The organism is Undibacterium sp. CCC3.4 (assembly GCF_034347425.1).
Classification (GTDB): domain Bacteria; phylum Pseudomonadota; class Gammaproteobacteria; order Burkholderiales; family Burkholderiaceae_D; genus Undibacterium.
The window spans coordinates 3,847,822-3,866,803 of sequence record NZ_CP133779.1 but is presented as its reverse complement, the minus strand read 5'-3'; the positions used below and the strand labels follow the sequence as shown (position 1 = coordinate 3,866,803).

The window sequence follows — 18,982 nt, the reverse complement described above, 5'->3', positions numbered from 1 at the left end:
CATGCCGGCGTCAAGACGATACCGTATTATGCAGAGGTTTGCAGGTTTGCGCACGCTTACGGCCATAGTCTTTGTGTCGGCGGCGGCATTGTGTATGCATTGTGCTTGCATTGTCTGTGTATACTCGGCGCTGTTTGCCTTACCATGACGAGTTTGATCTGATGACTATTCCTTCCCTGCGCGCCCAAGCGGCCATGCATTTGGCAATTTTTTTGTTCGGTGGTGTTGCGGTATTGGCGCAAGCACTGCCGCAAAACCCGTTGATGCTGGTATTTTGGCGCAGCCTGTTTGCTGCGCTCAGTGTGGCCGCGCTGTTGCGCTGGCAAGGTCAGCCATTGTGGCAATCGGCGACGCCGCGGCGCTGGCTGAGTGGGGTGCTGCTGGCGGTGCACTGGTTATTGTTCTTTGCCGCACTCAAGGCCGCACCCTTGGCTTACGGTTTGTTGGGCTTCGCCAGTTTTCCCTTGTTTGTGGCCGCTTTGGAACCGTATTTTTTCAATGAGCGCCGCCATGGCCGCGATGCCCTCGCTGCCGTGGCGGTGGTAGCCGGGATGGTGCTGATGGTCTGGCCAGACAGCGCGACCGGACAGTTCGATAGCTCGGCCTTGCTCGGCTTGTTATTGGGCATAGGGGCGGGCGGTAGTTTTGCTTTGCTGATCATGCTTAATCGCGCCAACAGCCGCGATTTGAGTGCGATCCGGCTGACTTTTTTACAAAATGCCGGTGCCGCCGCCTGTTTGCTGCCCTTGGTGTTGCTCGATCACAGTCCCGCTACTCCTAGTTGGGCAGCATGGGGTGGGGTGGTACTGCTCGGGGTGGTGTTGACGGCGCTGCCGCAAAGCTTGCTCATGTTCAGTCTACAATCTCTGTCTACCCGTTTCGTCAGCCTCATGAGTACGCTCGAGCCGGTGTACGGCATTGCGCTGGCTTGGGCGTGGCTGGGACAACGGCCGACGGCACAGATGCTGGCCGGTGCAGGCGTGATTCTGGCGGCGACCACCGTTGTCACGCTGTGGCATAGCCCGCATGTTTAAATCTGCGCTTCCCTAGTTAAGCGCGCTGCCGAGCGCGATAAGCTGCACCGGGCCGCTGCGAAAGCGCCGATTGCCGGCTGCGGCAGCGAGCATATGCGGTGCGATATCGTGGGCGTCGAGTGCGGCTTGCGAACTCCAGCGTTCGATCAAGACAAATTGTTCCGGTTTGCCATTGACTTCATGCAAATCATATTGCAGACAACCGGCTTCGGCACGCACCAGCGGTGCAATGGCGGCGAAGGCGGCGATTTGTTCGTCGCGGCGGCTGGGCAGTACTTCGATGAGGATGAGCAGGCGGATTTCTGTCGTCATGGCGGGTCCTTGTTTAATCAGTCACATTACACTGTATTTTACCGCGTTTGCTTATAAGAAAAACAAAAAACGCCCGCAAGCGGGCGTTTCGTTACGGCAATTTGCTTCAAGAACGCGTGATTGGCAAGCCTAAGTCTTCCTGCAAATCGATGTACTTGGCCAGTTCCAGTTTGGCAATGGCATTGCGGTGTACCTCGTCGGGGCCATCGGCTAAGCGCAGCGTGCGATTGCCGGCCCATTGCGCTGCCAAAGGGAAGTCACCCGAAACACCGCCGGCACCATGCGCTTGGATTGCCCAATCCAGCACCTGTTGGGTGACATTCGGGGCGAGGACCTTGATCATGGCGATTTCTGCCTGCGCGTGCTTGTTGCCGACGGTATCCATCATATAGGCCGCTTTGAGGGTCAACAGCCGTGCGCTATCTATCTGTATGCGTGATTCGGCGATGCGTTCGCGCCAGACACCTTGTTCGGAGATTTTTTTACCGAAGGCCGTGCGGCTATTGAGTCGACGGCACATCAATTCGAGTGCCCGTTCGGCCACACCGAGCGCACGCATGCAGTGATGAATCCGCCCAGGGCCGAGACGGCCTTGAGCGATTTCGAAACCCCGTCCTTCGCCGAGTAAGATATTGGAAGCCGGTACGCGCACATTGTCAAACAGAATTTCGCAATGGCCATGCGGCGCATCGTCATAACCGAACACCGACAGCGGTCGTTTGACCGTGATGCCGGGGGTGGCGGCGTCGACCAGTATCATCGATTGTTGTGCATGACGGGCGGCATCGGGATCGGTTTTTCCCATGAGGATATAGACTGCGCAGCGTGGGTCGCCGGCACCGGAAATCCACCATTTATGACCATTGATGACATAGTCGTCGCCATCGCGCACGATGCGGGTTTCGATGTTGGTGGCGTCGGACGAGGCCACGCCCGGCTCGGTCATGGCAAAGGCGGAACGGATTTCGCCGCGTAGCAGCGGTTCCAGCCATTGTTGTTTGTGTTCTTCGAGGCCGTAACGCTCGATGGTTTCCATATTACCGGTATCGGGCGCCGAGCAATTGAAGACTTCCGGTGCCCAAGCGACCCGGCCCATGATTTCACACAGCGGCGCGTAATCAAGATTGGATAAGCCTTGCGGTGCACGGGTCGATTTCGGTAAGAACAGATTCCACAAGCCTTGTTCACGCGCCTTCGGTTTTAATTCTTCAATGATGCGGGTGGCCAGCCAGCGATTGCCTTTTTCCAGGCCATTGCGGTCGATTTCATCCTTGTAGGCGGTTTCATTCGGATAAATATATTCATCCATAAAGGCCAACAGTTTGCCGCGCAATTGCTGGCAGCGATCTGAATACTCGAATTCCATGTTATCTCCATTATTGTTATGAAAAATACCGGGTACTACAAACAGAACAGGGGGTCAGCCCAGCGTTTTGAGGACGTAGCTCCAACCGAGTTCGGCCATTGGCCGTGCCGCCGCCCCTGATTTTTTGGCCTGGGCGCTGGATGCGGTGCCGTCGACGTAACGTTTCATGATGCCTTGCAAAATGCCGGCCATGCGGAACAGATTGTAGGCGAGGTAGAAATTGAAGTCTTCCGGCCGGATGGTTTTGCCAGTGCGCGCACAATATTTGGCGATGTAGTCTTGCTCATTGGGAATTCCCAGTGCTTGATGGTCCAGTCCGGCAATCCCGCGGAATTGTCCTGGCGTGACGTGCCAACTCATGCAGTGGTAGGAAAAATCGGCCAGTGGATGACCGAGCGTGGATAATTCCCAGTCGAGCAGGGCGAGCACACGTGGTTCGCTCGGGTGGAACATCATGTTATCGAGCCGGTAATCGCCATGGACGATGCTGGTGTCGTCACCGGCCGGGATATGCTGCGGCAGCCACTCGATGAGCTTATCCATGGCGGCGATCGGTTCGGTTTCCGAGGCGCGGTATTGCTTGGTCCAACGGTCGATCTGGCGGGCGAAGTAATTGCCCGGCTTGCCGTAGTCAGCCAAGCCGATGGCGGCGAAATCGATGTTGTGCAAGGTGGCGATGACGCGATTCATTTCATCATAAATTTCGCCTCGTTCGGTCGGTGACATACCGGGCAGGGATTGATCCCACAGCACCCGGCCGTCAACGAATTCCATGATGTAAAAGGCGCGGCCAATCACCTCTTCGTCAGTACACAGGGCATATTGACGGGCGGCAGGGAAACCGGCTTTATTGAGCGCATTCATGACCTTGAATTCGCGTTCTATCGCATGCGCCGACGGGAGTAACTTGGCGACCGGGCCCGGTTTGGTGCGCAGCACGAAGCTTTGTTCCCCGGCGCGCAGTTTGAAGGTGGGATTCGATTGACCGCCTTTGAATTGTTCGATCTGCAGCGCCGGTTTGCTGTCGAAGCCATCGACGTGAACACGCATGTAGTCGGCGAGGGCGGCGAGATCGAATTTTTGTCGTTCAGCAACCGGCATGGTGCCCATGAATTCTTCAAACATCGGTGGTCTCCAGAATAAAAGATGGACGCGCTGCAGCTGCGCGGCAAGCACTGATTCTAACGCATAAAAGTGAACGTACGTACTATTATTTAATGCCAATTCTGCTGGTGCGGCGGATACTGGCTGTAGTTAATCTTTATCCGACTGCCTTGCCCGACCTTGTCCGTTGTTTCGACGATTTTGTGTTGATCGGAAAAACGGTACATCACCGCCGAACAGGATTCGCATGCCCGCAGGTTTGAGTAAATATTGAGTGTCATCGCACCTGGGTAGTTAAGCAATTCACCGGAGACGAAGGAAATGATTTTCGCTTCCGTATCGGCCGAGCGCTCATGCCGTACCGGGATGGTACGTATGGTATTTTCATCGGCCGGTACGCCGATGTAGTGGAGTGCCGGTTCGCCGGAACGCGCCTCGCTGAGGAGAATATTTTGATGCTGATTACCCGATACCGAGACCATATTCAAAACGGCTTTCCCTTCATGCCGCAATTCTGCCCAGACGACGTTGCTATTGGGTATCAGTCTTGTCAAAATATGTTGAAAACTACTGACCAGTTTGTTCGGATTTTTGCTCATTGTTTCATGGGCAGTCTTGGCCATGGGCAAATCGGCGAAAGTGACTTTACTCATGAGTAAATCGGCTACTCGGCCATAGGGGCTGCGGTTTCTGCCGCTGCCGGCATAGCGTGCTTTGTCGGCAAGCAGCTCAAGCGCATGAAGAATTTTCCCGCTCGTGGCTTGCGCTGTAGCAGTACCCATATTTTGGTTTAACCTCCCATATTGCTTGGCCGCATGAGTGTGCTGTACCAGCCTGCGGGCATCGTTGCGTTCTTCGGTGATAGGGGAGGCCAGCGCGTTGACCAAGGTGGCGCTTTGTTGGCGTGGCGACTTTCCGCGCATCCTATTTAAGACAATGTTACTGTTTTCATGCGTTTCCGATGCCATGTTTTGCATTACTTCATTGCTCATCGCTTGAAAGTGTTGCACCGTGACTTCCGGCAGAATGACTGCCTGATACGGCGCGTGCGCCATCGTGCTGCTGCTCCTTCGCTCAGCCAGTGGGGCCCGCGGCGGCGCATACGGCAGCACGCCGTTGTGGCGCGCGGCAGGGATACGCGGGGTATTTCGGCAACTGCCGGCCGACCACGCCGGCGCGAAATTCCTGCCACTGCCGGGCATACGCTTTTGTCTGGATCGCTGTGGCATTGCCGCGATGAGGGTGGCGGTGATGGCGCTGGCGCGGCTGGCAGAGGCAGCGCTCGACTCGAGACGCAAGTTGAGCGCCGGTGGCAAGGCAAACAGCAGACGTGCCTTGCCTTGGCCTTCGAACAGCAGCAGCAAGTTTTGTCTGTGGTCATAGGTTTGCTCTTGCAAATTCCACTGGCCGGCAATGCTGGAGAGTCGGAAACTTTGACTCGCCGTCATATCACGCAAGTCGATGACGAAGTCGCGCTCGCCTAAGCGTCCGCCATCGACCGCCGCCAGCAGTTCGGCACCGACGTGTAAGCTGCCGTTGTTGCTGGCATAGGTCCAGTAGCTGCTGGTATTATTTCGCTGCGGCAGATCGAGCCGACCGTTGCCAGGCAAATCACAGTAGAGCACCGAGCCGTCGCCAAGCATGCGGTTAACGCGGCCCAGCCAGCGCCGCGTCGTGCCGCCGACGAATAGATCGCCACTGAGGCGGTTGTGCAGTAATTCCTGTCCTTGATAGCTCATGCCTACTTGTTTGACGCAGTGCGGCAGATAGTCTTCAAGCGCTGCGCCGGGGCGATAGACTTGCATCGCTTGCAGTAAGTGCGTTGCATTCTGATACGCTTGGCCCTCAAGATTGAAGCGGGCAGCGTCGATGAATAAGGAGGCGTGTCCGTGGTTGAGCAGCACGCCGTCGTGCCATGTTGTGGCACTCCAGCGCGGCCAATCGGCACCTTCCAGATTGGCAACTTGTCCGTTGCCATGGTTTTCCAGGTAAAACATGCCAAACAGTTCGGGTTCGACGAGGAAGCGCTGGCCGTAATTAGTCAGATGAATGATTTTGTCGCGCAAGGACCAGAGCACGCTCGGTTTGCTCGCATCGGCCTGGGCGTTGATGTAGCTGAGACTGCCATCGCGGTTTTGCTGCAGCGTGTGGGGACCGGAGAGTACGGTTTGCACGCGGCCTTTTCCGACTAAAAAGATTTCGCCGCTCTCGCTATGATGAAGGGCATGCCGACCATCGGTGTTTTTTCCCAAGTAAATGCGGGCACCGGCACGGTAGGCGTTGGCGGCTTGGAGTATCCGGGCGTCATCGTGGCAGAAATAAAACAGCGCATCATCAGGCGCATTGCCAGCCTTGGCGACGACTTCGAACAAGCCGCTGGGTTTGCCGTTGCGCTTAAATACCGCGCGCACTTGATGGTCGCTGCTCTCCAAGGCTTGCTGATAGCGCTGGGGCAGGCGATACCAGTGTCGCTCATCCGCCGGAAGCGTTTGTTGCCGGAATTGATAGAGATCGAGGCCGGCGCTGCGTGGATACGCGACGATTTCCCAGTCGATGGCGTGGTCGCGTCGGAACAACCAATAGTCGCCATCGTGGCCGACATAACTGAGGCCGGCTTTGGTACGCAGATAACGGCCGTCGGGCAGGGTCCAGGCTTGGCCGCTGGTAGGCGTAGCAACTTGAACGTGTCGATAGCACTGACTGCCAAGCGCTGGCGGCTCGTCGCTGATAGCCGGCACAGCATCCGCCTGACCGACTTGCAGATTCCAAACATGCCCATGTTGACTGGCATGGGGACCGCTGGCATGGCTCCATACCGGACCGCAGTGTGGATCGAAGCGGAAGCGGCCGGCGCGCAGCGGCATATCCTGCAGACCCGCTTCGTCGATAAGGATTTCCAACGGTGCGTCGGGTAAATAACGCCAACGTAGCAGGCTGTTCGGTTGGCCGATGGGGCTGAAATAATGGCACTGATCCTGGCGTGACCAGCCTAGCCAGTCCAGCTCCGCGAATTGCGCGAATGGGAAGGTTTGAATGCAGTCTTGAACAACATCGTAATAGCCATACATGACTTGAGCAGCATTCTGCCATTGTAGTAACACGCCGTCTGCGCTGCCGCCGCTGAAGTGCTCATTCGATAGGATACGGCGGATTTGTTCGGGCCTTGGCGGCATCTGCGCTTGGATTCCGTCAACCCAAGTGATTTTGTGCATGCGCAGCATGCCATTGACGTGCGGTCGGTATTCCATCGCCAAAGTTTGTTCGGCCATGCTGTCGAAAGTTTCCACGCGCGCGGTGCCGGTGTGGGTGTATTCGCTCAGCAAGGCTGCAAGTTCTGTGGCCCGCTTGTCCCAAGCGCGGATATTTTCGCTGGAAATGGCCCTGACCGCCAGCGACTGCGTGTTATTTCCCAGGTCTGGCGTATCCTGAGTCAGCAATGGCTCGTTGGTGCCGCTGTCTATTTTCAGTATTTGCAGTACCGATGAGAGTCGAAAGCGGCCATGGGCGGCGTGCGCGCGTTCCAATTGGCTCATACCGTCGCTCCCCAAGGGGGGGGCGTAACGGCGCATCAAACCACGGGTACTGAGTTCGATGAATTCTTCGTGCACTGCTTTCCCAATTGTCAGAGACTGCAGAGCCGGGATCAGCGGCCAGAGGTCGGCAGCGAAATCGGCTACTTCGAGGAAGCGGCCATAGGTGGCCATGTTCAGTGGCCTCTGGCCCGCGCTGCTGGCCACGGCCACGCCATGCTCGTCCTCGTTGCTGATCAAAAAGCCACGGCCCAAGGGACCCTGATCCATGCTCATGAGAATTTTTTGCCTGGGAAACAGGGTGATCTCACTGCTTTGTGGCCCGCGCGGGTGGAGCTCTGTGACCGGGGCGATGATCCATCGGACTTCCATGCTGGACCAGTGGGCGAGGTAGCACAGACCGGCATGCTCGAACGCCAGATCGAAATCGCGGCTGACCAAGGCTTGGCTATGAAGCCGGTAGTCGAAAGTTTGATGATGGAGCTTTTCGTGATGCCAGCGCCGCAGTGTTTCCAGCACACTGAGGATGATTTGGCTGTTGCGCGCCACGTAAGGATCGATCCTGTCCTTTGGATTGACGTAGAACTGGCTAAAAGTTTGCCGTTGTTGGCGCGATAAGCTGATATTGCTCGCTTCCTGCGTGTCGGCGAACGGCTCGTTGGTCTCATCGTCATCCGGCAGTTGGCGCGCATAGCGGGAGGGCGTCACAATATTGAGCCCCCATTCCTGTGCCGTCGTAGTGGGGTTATTGGCAATCAGCTTGGCACAAGTTTGGCTATGTCTGAATTTCTCGAAAGGGACGCCGTTGACCGTGGTTTTACTCAAGTCGATCTGATTATGTTCCAGAGTCTTACTCCACAGACGTTCACGCAGACGCAATTCCACCTCCTCCGGATAGGAGACGTTTTTGCGTCTGATTAATAAGTCTGCGGGATTTTTCTGGTTTTGGATAAATTCGATTTCCTCCTCGGTTTGGCCGAGATTCTGCCCGTCCGGGGTGAATTGCACGCGTAGCCCGGCACCTGTGCTACTGCTGAAGGTCCATTTGCGTGCACCTTCGCTCATGATGAGGCGGCCATAGGTGCTCGGCTTCATGCCGATACGGATGTCAACCTCAAGCTTGTCAGCGTGCGAGGCATCTTTGGGGGGTAGGAAGGCCAAATTGGCCGGTCGATCCAAAAAGACAGGCAAGCGGCCGGGTTGGCCTTCGAATACCGTATTCGTCCTTACCATGTCATGACTGAACTGCAGCGGTAGCTGTGCGCCCCATGCTTGCGCATTGTGGTTGAGGATTTGCGCATCATCACGCAGACCGAATAATGGTGCTTTGCCTATAGTGGAGACGCCGTATTGTATGTTTGATGTCAAACGAATGACGATGGTCGGCGCTTTCTTGTCGGTCAGCGGAAAGTGCTCTTGCGCCGGGGTCACGCCGAGTAAATCTTGAAAACTTTGCTTGATATTGGGGCTGATCATCTGGCCCGAAGGCAAGATGCCGATTTCTGTGTAATGGCGCCCGGGGACAGTCATGGTTGGGCTGGTGAAAAAAAATGATGCCGGAATGAGCTTGATGAGTAAGTCCTTGACCTCATTTACCTCGACGGTCTGATCATTTTCTTTCGCCCCCTGCATGAAATACAATTTGTCGCTGACTTGCGTGTGCAGATGCGTCGCCTTGATGTGAATGAATCGTGCGGCTGACTCATCGCTGAAATAATACACGCTGCTGTTGTCGGGCTGCCGTTTGAGCTCGACTAAGGGGCCGCGAAAGCTGTCGATTTTCTTTTTGAGTTTGACCGCATTGTCGAGCGCTTGTTCGGTATGGTCGATCCAAGAACGGAAAGTATCAATCGGCAGCAGCGACTCCAGATATTCGATCACCATGACTTCGGGCGCGAGCATGGGACAGGCAAGCGCGAGCAGGTCCAAGCCCAGATTGATGATCTGTTCGCTCAAATTCATTGTCGCTTCAAAATAATCGCCTGAGGACAGGGTTTCTGTTGCCAATGAATTGGCTTGCTGGATAATATTTGCTAAGCTCATGGCAATGGCCGGTGCCACGAATCCAGTTGACAGGCCTTCGGCTATTTGCGCCGCTTGCAAGAAATGCGTCTTTGAAATCTGCGCCATCGCGGTCAGCGCAGTCTGACCTAATTGCACCAGACTGTTGGCCTTGCCGAACAGTTGCTCGACATCACTGAAGGTATTGCTGTCGATATTAGCCAAATTCTGCAGGCTGAAGACGACGTTGAGGGTGGTGGCGGCACTTTGTCTGACACTGTTGGTATGCCAGCGCTGTGTCGATTTAATCATCTTGGCTTCGTCGATAGGGACTTGCCGCAGTCCGCCTGCACCATCGCGCAGCGTCAGGGTGAATTCGCTCCCCTTGGTATTGACGACATCGACCACATGCTCACCGATTTTTATCTCAGAAGCGAACATGTTGGTAAAAATTTCCTGTAAGTGTGCGCTCTGCGCCATGGCATCGTGCGACGCTTGCTTGCGCTGAAATTCCGGCGCTGCGCGGAAGTGTCGCCAGCTTTCTTCCAGCTCCGCCTCGTGCGGCGCTGTTTCTGCGACGAGTTCTTCGTTCGCGCCGCAGTTGGCGTGGCTAGCGACGCTGCGGCTTTGACGCGCCAGTGTGCTCTTGTCCTTGTCATGCGGTGCTACTACTGCGGTGCTGAGCGGCTGCTCTAAGGCCGACGCTGCAGCAGTGTTGTGCGGCTGCGTTGGCAGCGCGTCAGCACCTGGCCAGCGCAACCTGCGGTCGAGGTTAAGCAGATGGCTGCGTGCGCTCGTGCTGGTCTGCGTGATCAAGTCCAACAGCGTATTTTGCATGTGCTGATACGCTGTCTCCAGCGTCGCGCCGAACAAAGCTGGTGGGCCGATGCCGACCGTGCCAAACTGCGGTCCTGAGGGTATTGTTGGCTGTAATCCATCGCGCTCGCTCCAAGCGCTGATGCTGTGAGCGAGCGTAGGCACGCGGGCGGCCATCAGATCTTGCGGTAGCAGAACTTTCTGTTGCTGCGCCGTTGTAGCGGCGTCACTCAGAAAGCGCGCCAACTCGTTGACATAAGCATGGGCTTGTTCGACTTCACTGGTCGTGAAACCTGCTTCCTCATGTGCTTCCTTATGTGCGTGCCACCATGCATGCATGAGCCGCCCGGCCAGCTCGGCTTCGCTCTCGGTCGGCGTGTAGGGGTGGTGCGCGGCATACCACTGCGCTTCGCTTTGCTGCCGTTCATTTTGCCACGCAGCTTGCACCGCGCCGGCATGCTGCCAGCGCTGTACCGAGGCGAGGGCGTCGCCTGCCAGCGCGAGTGCCCCTAAGCCGGTCTTGGTGAGGGTGTCGATGCCTTGTTCGTAGTCTTGTTGCGCTTGTCGCTGCTGTCGGTTCAGTTGCAAGCACTCAAGCAACAGAGCCGGCGGTAGACTGCCACACCACTTCATGGCCAAGTTTGGCATGGCTGTTGCCGTTACGCTTGCCCATTCATAAAGGCCGGCGGTGCATTCGCCGAGCTCTTCAACTTGCCTTAACCACGGTTGCAGTAAACGCAGACAGTGGGCGGCGTCGAGCTTGGCTGGGTGCGCTGGTTGACGCGGCAATGAGCGCATCGACGTCAGCAAAGCGATCACACTGTCTATGCTTTCCTGAAATAAGGCGGTGAATTCGCTTTGTTTGCGCAGTCCGGCCTGATGCGCCGCTGCATTGTAGTCTTGCTGGACTTTATGTTGTTGCGCTACCAGTTCGTGCAATTTCGTCGATAAGGCACGACAGGCGGCAGCAGCAGCACGTTCCGGCCCAGCGCTGAGACGTTTGCGCGGTGTGGTGCGGAACAGTGCCTTGACTTGCTTCCGAAATTGCGCAATTTTTTCGTGCTGCCGTGGGCCTGCCTGCGCACCTTGAAAAGCTGGACGCAGCCAGTGTATCAGGCGTTCGAATACGCCAGGTCGCTCCGCTGGTGCAAGCTGGTCGAGCAGGATACGGGCCCGGTGCGTAGTCGGCAGCGCACGCAGCGCCGCCTCGGCTCGCTTGAAAGAGGATTGGATCTCCGGATGTTGAAGATCGATGACTTGCAGCTCAAAGCTTTCCGCCAGGTCTTCTTCCGGTGTGCAACTGAGTAATGCGGCAGCACCCACTTCCAGCCGTTTGGCTAAGGCGATGGCTTGTCGTTCGGCCACTTGCCATTCTTGTGGGCTGCGCCGATTTTGTTCGTGATTAAAGGGGGCGCGACGGCGCTGCTTCGCTGGTCGCGCCGTACAATGCTCAAAGGCATCTGCATCTCGCTGAGTGCGCGCGTACGCGCGCTGCAGGTCCGTACGCGCGGCCAATTCTGCCATCCATAGCGGTGCTTGCTCGTCCCATCGGCTCGCCACATAATCCCACACCTGCGCCCGCGCACGCAGAATTTGCGTCTGGTTGCCGCTGTACCCGAGGCCGCGCAGCAGCGCACGATAGAAGCAATCGCCGTCGGCCGGCACATCGCACCAAGCTTGTTCGCCGAGATAGCGGTAATGATTTTGATTGATTCTAAGTAAAATCACATCGTTGCGCTGCATGCTGATGTAGCCGTCTAGCGATGCTGTTTGCATGTTGTGCCGGTCGGGAGCGAAACGGCTGGCGCTCAATTGCAATGAAGATCGCATTTCTGCAATGCTGGGGGAGGCACTGAGAAACTCTGCGGCAGCGCCGGCATCGGCACGCCACGTCAGCAGGTGTGCCGCCAATTGTTCCGTGCTGCTGTCGTGGCGGATATCGAAAATCGTCAGTCCGCGTGATTGATCTTGCCAAATTGCTGTACGCGCAACAATCTGTGGCGCGAGGTCGCCGGCGGCATTATTCCAACTACCGGCCGTGGCAATGTCATGCTGAACCCGCTGCCATAAAGAGACGTTCGCGGCGATGTTGTTCGCGCTTGGACGAACTTGTTGCAAATGCGCTGACAAGCCGAGATTGACTATGGGTACACTGAGCGCAGTCGCCTTGAGCGCTGGTAAAACGTTTGGCAAAAGCGGGCGCGAGCTCGACTGGCTTAAAAGGCGATGAATATCTGACATCAGAAATTTTCTCGTGTACAAAAAGTGAAATGAACAATGGTGCGTAATCGCTCCTATTGCTTTGATTCTAATTGTTGGCTCGCGAGCATACTTTTATAAAATAACCATCTGTATTGCTGATCATGCGCAAAGAGCGCACCGGTGTCGGCGCGAGAAGCCGGCGCGACGAACAGCCATCAGCACTGCGCATCGCTTGGGCATGCGCAGTGCTGATGGGATATCGGGATTGGTGGTGGTGGTGGTGGTGGTGGTGGTGGTGGTGGTGCAGTGTTACAGCCTGTCGGCGCGTGCAGCCAGCGCTGCGACGTCGTCGCATAGTAGTGGTGACAGCGCCCGTGGCAGGCGTACCAAGCTCATGGCATGATTGCCGACCGGATGCCAGGTGTGGGTGTCTGTGTGATTGCTATATGCAGACAGTAAATCGTGGTAGATCCTGCGAATCGCGTCGGCGTCTTGGTCCGGCATGGTAAGTGTAAGCTGTGAGCTGGCGGCACCGTCGCTGATATTCGTTTGTAAGACGGCTGCGTAGAAGCGGTCAGCCACGCTCTCGGCCGTGGCACCCGGCTCATCTTGTAGAATGCGGGCACAAAATACCAAATGCTCGACTTCGCGCAATAAGGCGCACAGCGCGCTGCTGAATTGCGGGTGATCGAGTAAGTGTAGTGGAATGGCAATGACCCAGTCGAGGGTATCCAAGCGCATGGGATCTGCTTGAGCGGAAAAATCGATCACAATAGCGGGTACAAAATCGTAGCCGTAATCAGCAAACGCCGTCAGAGTGGCGAGCTGGATGCTGTCGTTGGCTTGATTGATTTTATCGTTGCTGCTGGTGGCATCAATGCCACCCATAGCGCGGATCTCCGCCTGTGCTTGACGCAAAGCCTGCACCGTCTGGGCCAAGCGTGTCCCTTCGGTCATGCCGTTTTTCGAGAGCCAAGCGCTAATGGCTTGGCTCTTTTCGGATTGGGCAGGGCTGATGGCACCGACCTTGCCGGGCGTTTGTTGAATCGTATTCATCAGATTTGCGCGTGAAACCTCAGCCTTCAGAGGCTGTCGCAAAAGCCTGATGGACGTTTTTTACACCTAAAACACCGCATACCTCGTCATTCCCGCATGCTTTTGGCGGGAACCCAGCGTCGTTTTTTACACTGAAAATGCCACAATTTCTGGCATTTTCAGTTAACCACGAACGCCGCTGGGTTCCTGCCAAAAGCGCGCAGGAATGACGTGGCCACCAGTTAGGGTAATGATACCGACTCAATACCCTTTTGCGACAGCCTCTGAAGGCCGAGGAGGCAGAGCGCGGAACGCGCAGCGTTCCTTGCTTTGGTGGCGTGCCTGTCACGTCCATGTTTGCCACCAGTGAATAACTATACCCATCTGCACGCTGAATGATCTTGCAGTGCTTATGCGATATGCCTTGTACGACAGATTCTTGCGTTTGTATGTTGAAACTGCCACTTGCGCGAACTGCTACGCGGCCTGTGTACTGGCCGGTTTTCTGCCCTGTCGGAAGGCACTGTCAGTAACAGTACGGTCAAGCAAGCGTATAGCAAACGGGAACAGGCGATGCACGCGTGCCCGGCCTGCTGCGAGCAGCTTGCGCGCCCGTTTTTCGCTGCATGGCATCAGCGGTTCTTGTGTTCTGCTTAGTACAAATACAGCCATTTTTGTATCTCCAATATGAAATAGCAGATGTAATCTGCATTTCCCTATGCGCTTACGCGCCTGGTGACGGGCACCTGACGGTGCCGCTCCCCTCGACAATGTCACAACGCAGCTTCGGTTCGGAACGCTCACCCGCACTCTCCGATGAACCTTGCAGCAGAACGTTTCGTGCTTACCCTATGCTTGTCTGCTTCTGCTGCTTGCAGAGCTTGGAACTGAGGAAGCATTCCAAGCTGCGTCTTGTACTTCGTTGCAACGTAGCGCGATGCTTTGCGCTCAGTCTGGTCAAACGAGCTTTTTCAAGCTCCGGCCTTGAGGCCGGGGTAATTGACGGCAGGCGTCCTGGTTAATGTGTGCACGCAATAGCTGGTCTGATGCTGCGGTGTCGCACTTCTCTTTCGCGCGCTGTGGCATTCAGTCTCACACAGATTGTGGACTGCTCGAAGTAAAAATAACATTCAAAAAATAACCGCGGTCATCATTGCCGAGCTTGCCGACGCTGTAGATTACTGCAAATTAAGCAAGCCATCGAGGCCGACGAAATTGAACGCCAGATCGGCCCGGGCGCGCACCACCGGTTTGGCGCGGAAGGCCAGTGACAAACCGGCGATGCCCATCATCTGCAAATCATTGGCCCCGTCGCCCATGACGATGGCAGCGCTGCTCGGCACCCCAAGTTCAGCACAGATGCGCGCCACGGTCGCCTGTTTTTCTTGGGCGTCGACGATACTGCCGATGACGCGGCCGGTCAGCTTGCCATCGGCAATTTCGAGCACATTGGCGTGCGTGAAATCGAGCCCCAGGCGCGCTTGTATGCGTTCGGTAAAGAAGGTGAAGCCTCCCGATACCAGTAAAGTTTTCAAGCCGGCTTGGCGCGCCGCGGCGAGCAGGGTTTCGGCGCCAAGCGAGAGCTGCAGACGTTCATCGTAGACACGTTGCAGGGCCGTGGCATCGAGACCTTTGAGCAGGGCGACGCGACGGATCAAACTTTCTTGAAACTCCAATTCGCCACGCATGGCGGCTTCGGTAATTTCTGCCACTTGCGGCTTCAAGCCCTGCATGTCGGCGATTTCATCGATGCACTCTATCGTGATGAGGGTGGAATCCATGTCCATGGCCAGCAGTTTGAACTCGCTCAGTACCAGCGGCTGCTGCAATACACTCAGATCGACCGCCGCCGCATGGCAGCGTTGCTCGATGTCGGCGCGCAGTGCTGCAGTCAGTTGCACGCCATGCAGACGCATCGCGTAGTCATTGAGTACTTCGCAGCGGCTCGCGGCGCACTCAGTGGCAATGGCCGCTGTCAGTGCGCTGTAGTTGCGGTGCGGCTGTAAGGATTGCAGAGTCAGTTGGCTGGTAGTCATGAATGTAAAGCTTTAAGGGTGAGTTTGAGTTGCGCGACGCGGCTGGCCAGATCGGGCATGTTGGCGGTGATGCGCAATTTATCCTGGCCGTTGAGTCGAATATGTTTATTTTTTTGTACCAGCTCGATGATGCGCATCGCATCAATCGGTGGTTGTGCTTCAAATTGCAGCGTCGCGGCCTCGCCATGGGCATCGATTTTCAGGATGCCCAAGGGTTTCGCGGCCACGCGCAGTCGGTGCGTTTCCAGTAAGGCCTTGACTTGCTCCGGTAATTTGCCGAAGCGGTCGATCATCTCTTCTTGCATGTCATCGATGGCGGCGGCTTTGCTGCAGTTAGCCAGACGCTTATAGATCGATAAGCGTTCATGGACGTCACCGCAAAAGTCGTTCGGCAGCAGTGCTGGAATATGCAAATTAATTTCAGTGGTGCTGGCCAGCGGCGCGGCGAGATCGGGTTCTTTGCCATTTTTCAGGCACCGCACCGCTTCGCTGAGCATGTCGGAATACATTTGAAAGCCAATTTCATGCATTTCCCCCGATTGATTGTCGCCCAAGACTTCACCGGCACCGCGGATTTCCAAGTCATGCATGGCGAGGTAAAAGCCGCTGCCGAGTTCTTCCATTTGTTGAATCGCTTCGAGTCGACGACCGGCTTGTTTGGTCAAACTTTGCACATCGTGAACCAACAAGTAGGCATAGGCCTGATGATGCGAACGACCGACGCGGCCGCGCAGTTGGTGTAACTGTGCAAGACCGAACTTATCGGCGCGGTGCATGATGATGGTATTCGCGGTAGGGACGTCGATACCGGTTTCGATGATGGTGGTGCAGAGTAAAATATTATGACGCTGGGCGACGAAGTCACGCATGACTTTTTCCAGATCACGCTCATGCATCTGACCATGTGCGACCACCACGCGCGCTTCCGGCAGCAAGGCTTCCAGCATGGCTTTGCGGTTTTGTATAGTCTCGACTTCATTGTGCAAGAAATACACTTGGCCGCCGCGTTTGAGTTCGCGCAGACAGGCTTCACGAATGACCGAGTTGTCTTCGCTGCGCACGAAGGTTTTAATGGCCAAGCGTTTCTGCGGTGCCGTGGCGATGATGGAAAAATCGCGCAAGCCTTCCAGCGCCATGCCCAGCGTGCGCGGAATCGGCGTGGCGGTGAGCGTCAGGACATCGACTTCGGCACGCAAAGACTTGAGCGCTTCCTTCTGACGCACGCCGAAACGGTGTTCTTCATCGATGATGACTAAGCCTAGACGCGAAAATTTGACGTCGGCCGACAGCAATTTATGCGTGCCGATGACGATGTCGACGGTGCCGTCGCCCATGCCCTTGATGGCCAGATTGATTTCCTTACCGCTGCGGAAACGTGATAACTCGGCGATTTTGACCGGCCAATTGGCAAAGCGATCGGCAAAAGTTTGCGCATGCTGCTCGGCCAGCAGCGTGGTCGGGGCCAGAATCGCTACCTGTTTGCCGCCCATGACGGCGACGAAGGCGGCGCGCAGCGCCACTTCGGTCTTGCCGAAACCGACGTCGCCGCAGATCAGCCTATCCATAGGCTTACCAGACACCATGTCATCGATGACGGCGCGAATCGCAGCAGCTTGATCGGGCGTTTCTTCGAAGCCGAAACTATCGGCAAAGGCTTGGTAATCTTTGACTGAATAATCGAAGGCATGCCCAAGGCGCGCCGCGCGCCGGGCATAGAGATTGAGCAGTTCGGCGGCGGTATCGCGAATTTGTTGCGCCGCCTTGCGCTTGGCTTTTTCCCACTGACCGGAACCGAGACTGTGCAAGGGCGCGTCTTCCGGGGCGGCACCGGAATAGCGCGATATGACGTGCAATTGCGCTACCGGTACGTAGAGTTTGGTATCTTTGGCATATTCCAGATACAGGAATTCGGTATCGCCTTCACCCAGATCCATGCTGATCAAACCCATGTAACGGCCGATACCGTGGTTGCTGTGTACCACCGGGTCGCCGATCTTGAGTTCCGACAGGTCGCGCACCATATGCTCGACTTCGGTGGGCGCTTCTTGTTTTTTACGGCCGATGCGCTTGCCGCTGCCGGCATACAATTCGGCTTCGGTAATGAAGATGCTGCTCTGGCCCAGTTGGAAGCCGCTGTGCAGTGGCGCGACGCCGAGCATGAGTTTGGCGTCGCCGGTGATGAAATCAGCATAGCCCTCGCACAGCGTGGGCTGGAGATTGAATTCATTGAAATACTGTTGCAGCGTTTCGCGGCGGCCCAGGGTTTCGGCACAGATCAGCACGCGCGCGGCATTCCCGAGCAGGAAGGCGCGTAAATTTGTCAGCGGATCATCGGCGCGGCGGTTGACGGCGATGTCCGGTAAAAATGCCGAGATCTCTGAGGCTGCTGCGCCTTTTTCTACTGCTGCGACGGCCCAGCGTGCACGGCCTTTGAGTGCCGTGAAAAAATCTTCATCGCGTAAGAACACGGTTTCCGGTGCCAAGACCGGACGTTCGCGGTCGGCTTTGAGAAATTGGTAGCGCGAACGGGTATCGGTCCAGAAGCGCGCAATCGCATCATCGACATTGCCGATCAGCGCAAAATGCGGTTCGGCCGGTAAATAATCGAACAAGCTGGCGGTGTCATCAAAAAACAGTGGCAAGTAATATTCGATGCCGGCCGAAGGAATGCCATTGCTGATGTCTTTGTAAATCGATGAGCGCGACGGGTCGCCCTCAAAACGCTCGCGCCAGCGACTGCGAAAGGCCGTGCGCGCCGCTTCATCCATCGGGAATTCGCGACCTGGCAGCAACCGCACTTCCGGTACCGGATACAGTGAGCGCTGGGTATCGGCGTCGAAAGTGCGGATCGATTCGATGGTGTCGCCGAACAGATCAAGCCGGTAAGGCAGTGGCGAACCCATGGGGAACAGATCGATCAAGCCACCGCGTACCGAATATTCACCGGGTGACATGACTTGATGGACGTGGCCGTAACCGGCTAAAGTCAGTTGGGTTTTCAGTTTGGCTTCGTCGAGCGTGTCACCTTTTTTGAAAAAGAAGGTGTAAGCGGCCAGAAACGCCGGTGGTGCCATGCGCAAGAGCGCGGTGGTGGCCGGTGCCAGCAAGACATCGCAATTACCGTTTTGAATTTCATACAGACTGGCCAAACGTTCCGACACCAAATCCTGATGTGGAGAAAAAGCATCGTAGGGCAGGGTTTCCCAGTCCGGCAGCAAATGACAGCGCAATTCAGCATTGAACCACGGTATTTCTGCCAGTAAACGCTGGGCGTCGCCTGGGTTGGCGACGAACACCGTGAGCATGCGCTGCTGGGCTTTCAATGCTGCCGCCGCTGTCGCTAAAGCGTAGGCGTCGGCAGAGCCGTGCAGCAGGGGAAGGGCCAAGCGTTGGCCTGGTTTGGCGAGAGATTGATTGAAATCGTATGACATTGCGTCTGAAAATGGGGTCCGGTGACAGTGGCGAGGTGCGTAACAGGCTCAGCAAGGCAATACGCGGTTAAAATGATGGTCTCATTATAAACGAAGGGGCTGTTGGCGTTGCGCC

General features: G+C 56.2%; 9 protein-coding genes. 1 reads left to right on the top strand and 8 read right to left on the bottom strand.

Annotation, left to right across the window (positions count from 1 at the left end):
• The first annotated feature begins 161 nt into the window (after nucleotides 1–161).
• Nucleotides 162–1,034, top strand: a complete 873-nt coding sequence (locus RHM61_RS17260) for a DMT family transporter (protein ID WP_322248526.1) — start codon at nucleotides 162–164, stop codon at nucleotides 1,032–1,034.
• A gap of 12 nt (nucleotides 1,035–1,046) precedes the next feature.
• Here RHM61_RS17260 and RHM61_RS17255 read toward each other — a convergent pair whose 3' ends face one another.
• The 8 genes from RHM61_RS17255 to mfd form a co-directional block, all read right to left on the bottom strand.
• On the bottom strand, nucleotides 1,047–1,346 hold the full coding sequence (locus RHM61_RS17255) for a putative quinol monooxygenase (protein WP_322248524.1): 300 nt from the start codon (nucleotides 1,344–1,346) through the stop codon (nucleotides 1,047–1,049).
• Nucleotides 1,347–1,452: 106 nt separating this feature from the next.
• Entirely contained in the window at nucleotides 1,453–2,712 is a 1,260-nt protein-coding gene (locus tag RHM61_RS17250; RefSeq protein ID WP_322248523.1) for an acyl-CoA dehydrogenase family protein, read from the bottom strand.
• Between the two features lie 54 nt (nucleotides 2,713–2,766).
• On the bottom strand, nucleotides 2,767–3,837 hold the full coding sequence (locus tag RHM61_RS17245; protein ID WP_322248522.1) for a phosphotransferase: 1,071 nt from the start codon (nucleotides 3,835–3,837) through the stop codon (nucleotides 2,767–2,769).
• Nucleotides 3,838–3,926: 89 nt separating this feature from the next.
• The gene (locus RHM61_RS17240) at nucleotides 3,927–12,356 is read right to left on the bottom strand and encodes a deaminase domain-containing protein (RefSeq protein WP_322248521.1); all 8,430 of its coding nucleotides are present in this window, start codon (nucleotides 12,354–12,356) and stop codon (nucleotides 3,927–3,929) included.
• Nucleotides 12,357–12,674: 318 nt separating this feature from the next.
• The gene (locus RHM61_RS17235; RefSeq protein ID WP_322248520.1) at nucleotides 12,675–13,421 is read right to left on the bottom strand and encodes a hypothetical protein; all 747 of its coding nucleotides are present in this window, start codon (nucleotides 13,419–13,421) and stop codon (nucleotides 12,675–12,677) included.
• 456 nt (nucleotides 13,422–13,877) lie between these two features.
• Nucleotides 13,878–14,033 (bottom strand): RRXRR domain-containing protein, encoded by a 156-nt coding sequence (locus RHM61_RS17230; protein WP_322251122.1) that lies wholly within the window; start codon nucleotides 14,031–14,033, stop codon nucleotides 13,878–13,880.
• A gap of 545 nt (nucleotides 14,034–14,578) precedes the next feature.
• Nucleotides 14,579–15,436, bottom strand: a complete 858-nt coding sequence (gene serB, locus RHM61_RS17225) for a phosphoserine phosphatase SerB (RefSeq protein WP_322248519.1) — start codon at nucleotides 15,434–15,436, stop codon at nucleotides 14,579–14,581.
• The gene (gene mfd / locus RHM61_RS17220; protein ID WP_322248518.1) at nucleotides 15,433–18,867 is read right to left on the bottom strand and encodes a transcription-repair coupling factor; all 3,435 of its coding nucleotides are present in this window, start codon (nucleotides 18,865–18,867) and stop codon (nucleotides 15,433–15,435) included. The genes serB and mfd overlap by 4 nt, the downstream gene beginning before the upstream one ends.
• Nucleotides 18,868–18,982: the final 115 nt, after the last annotated feature.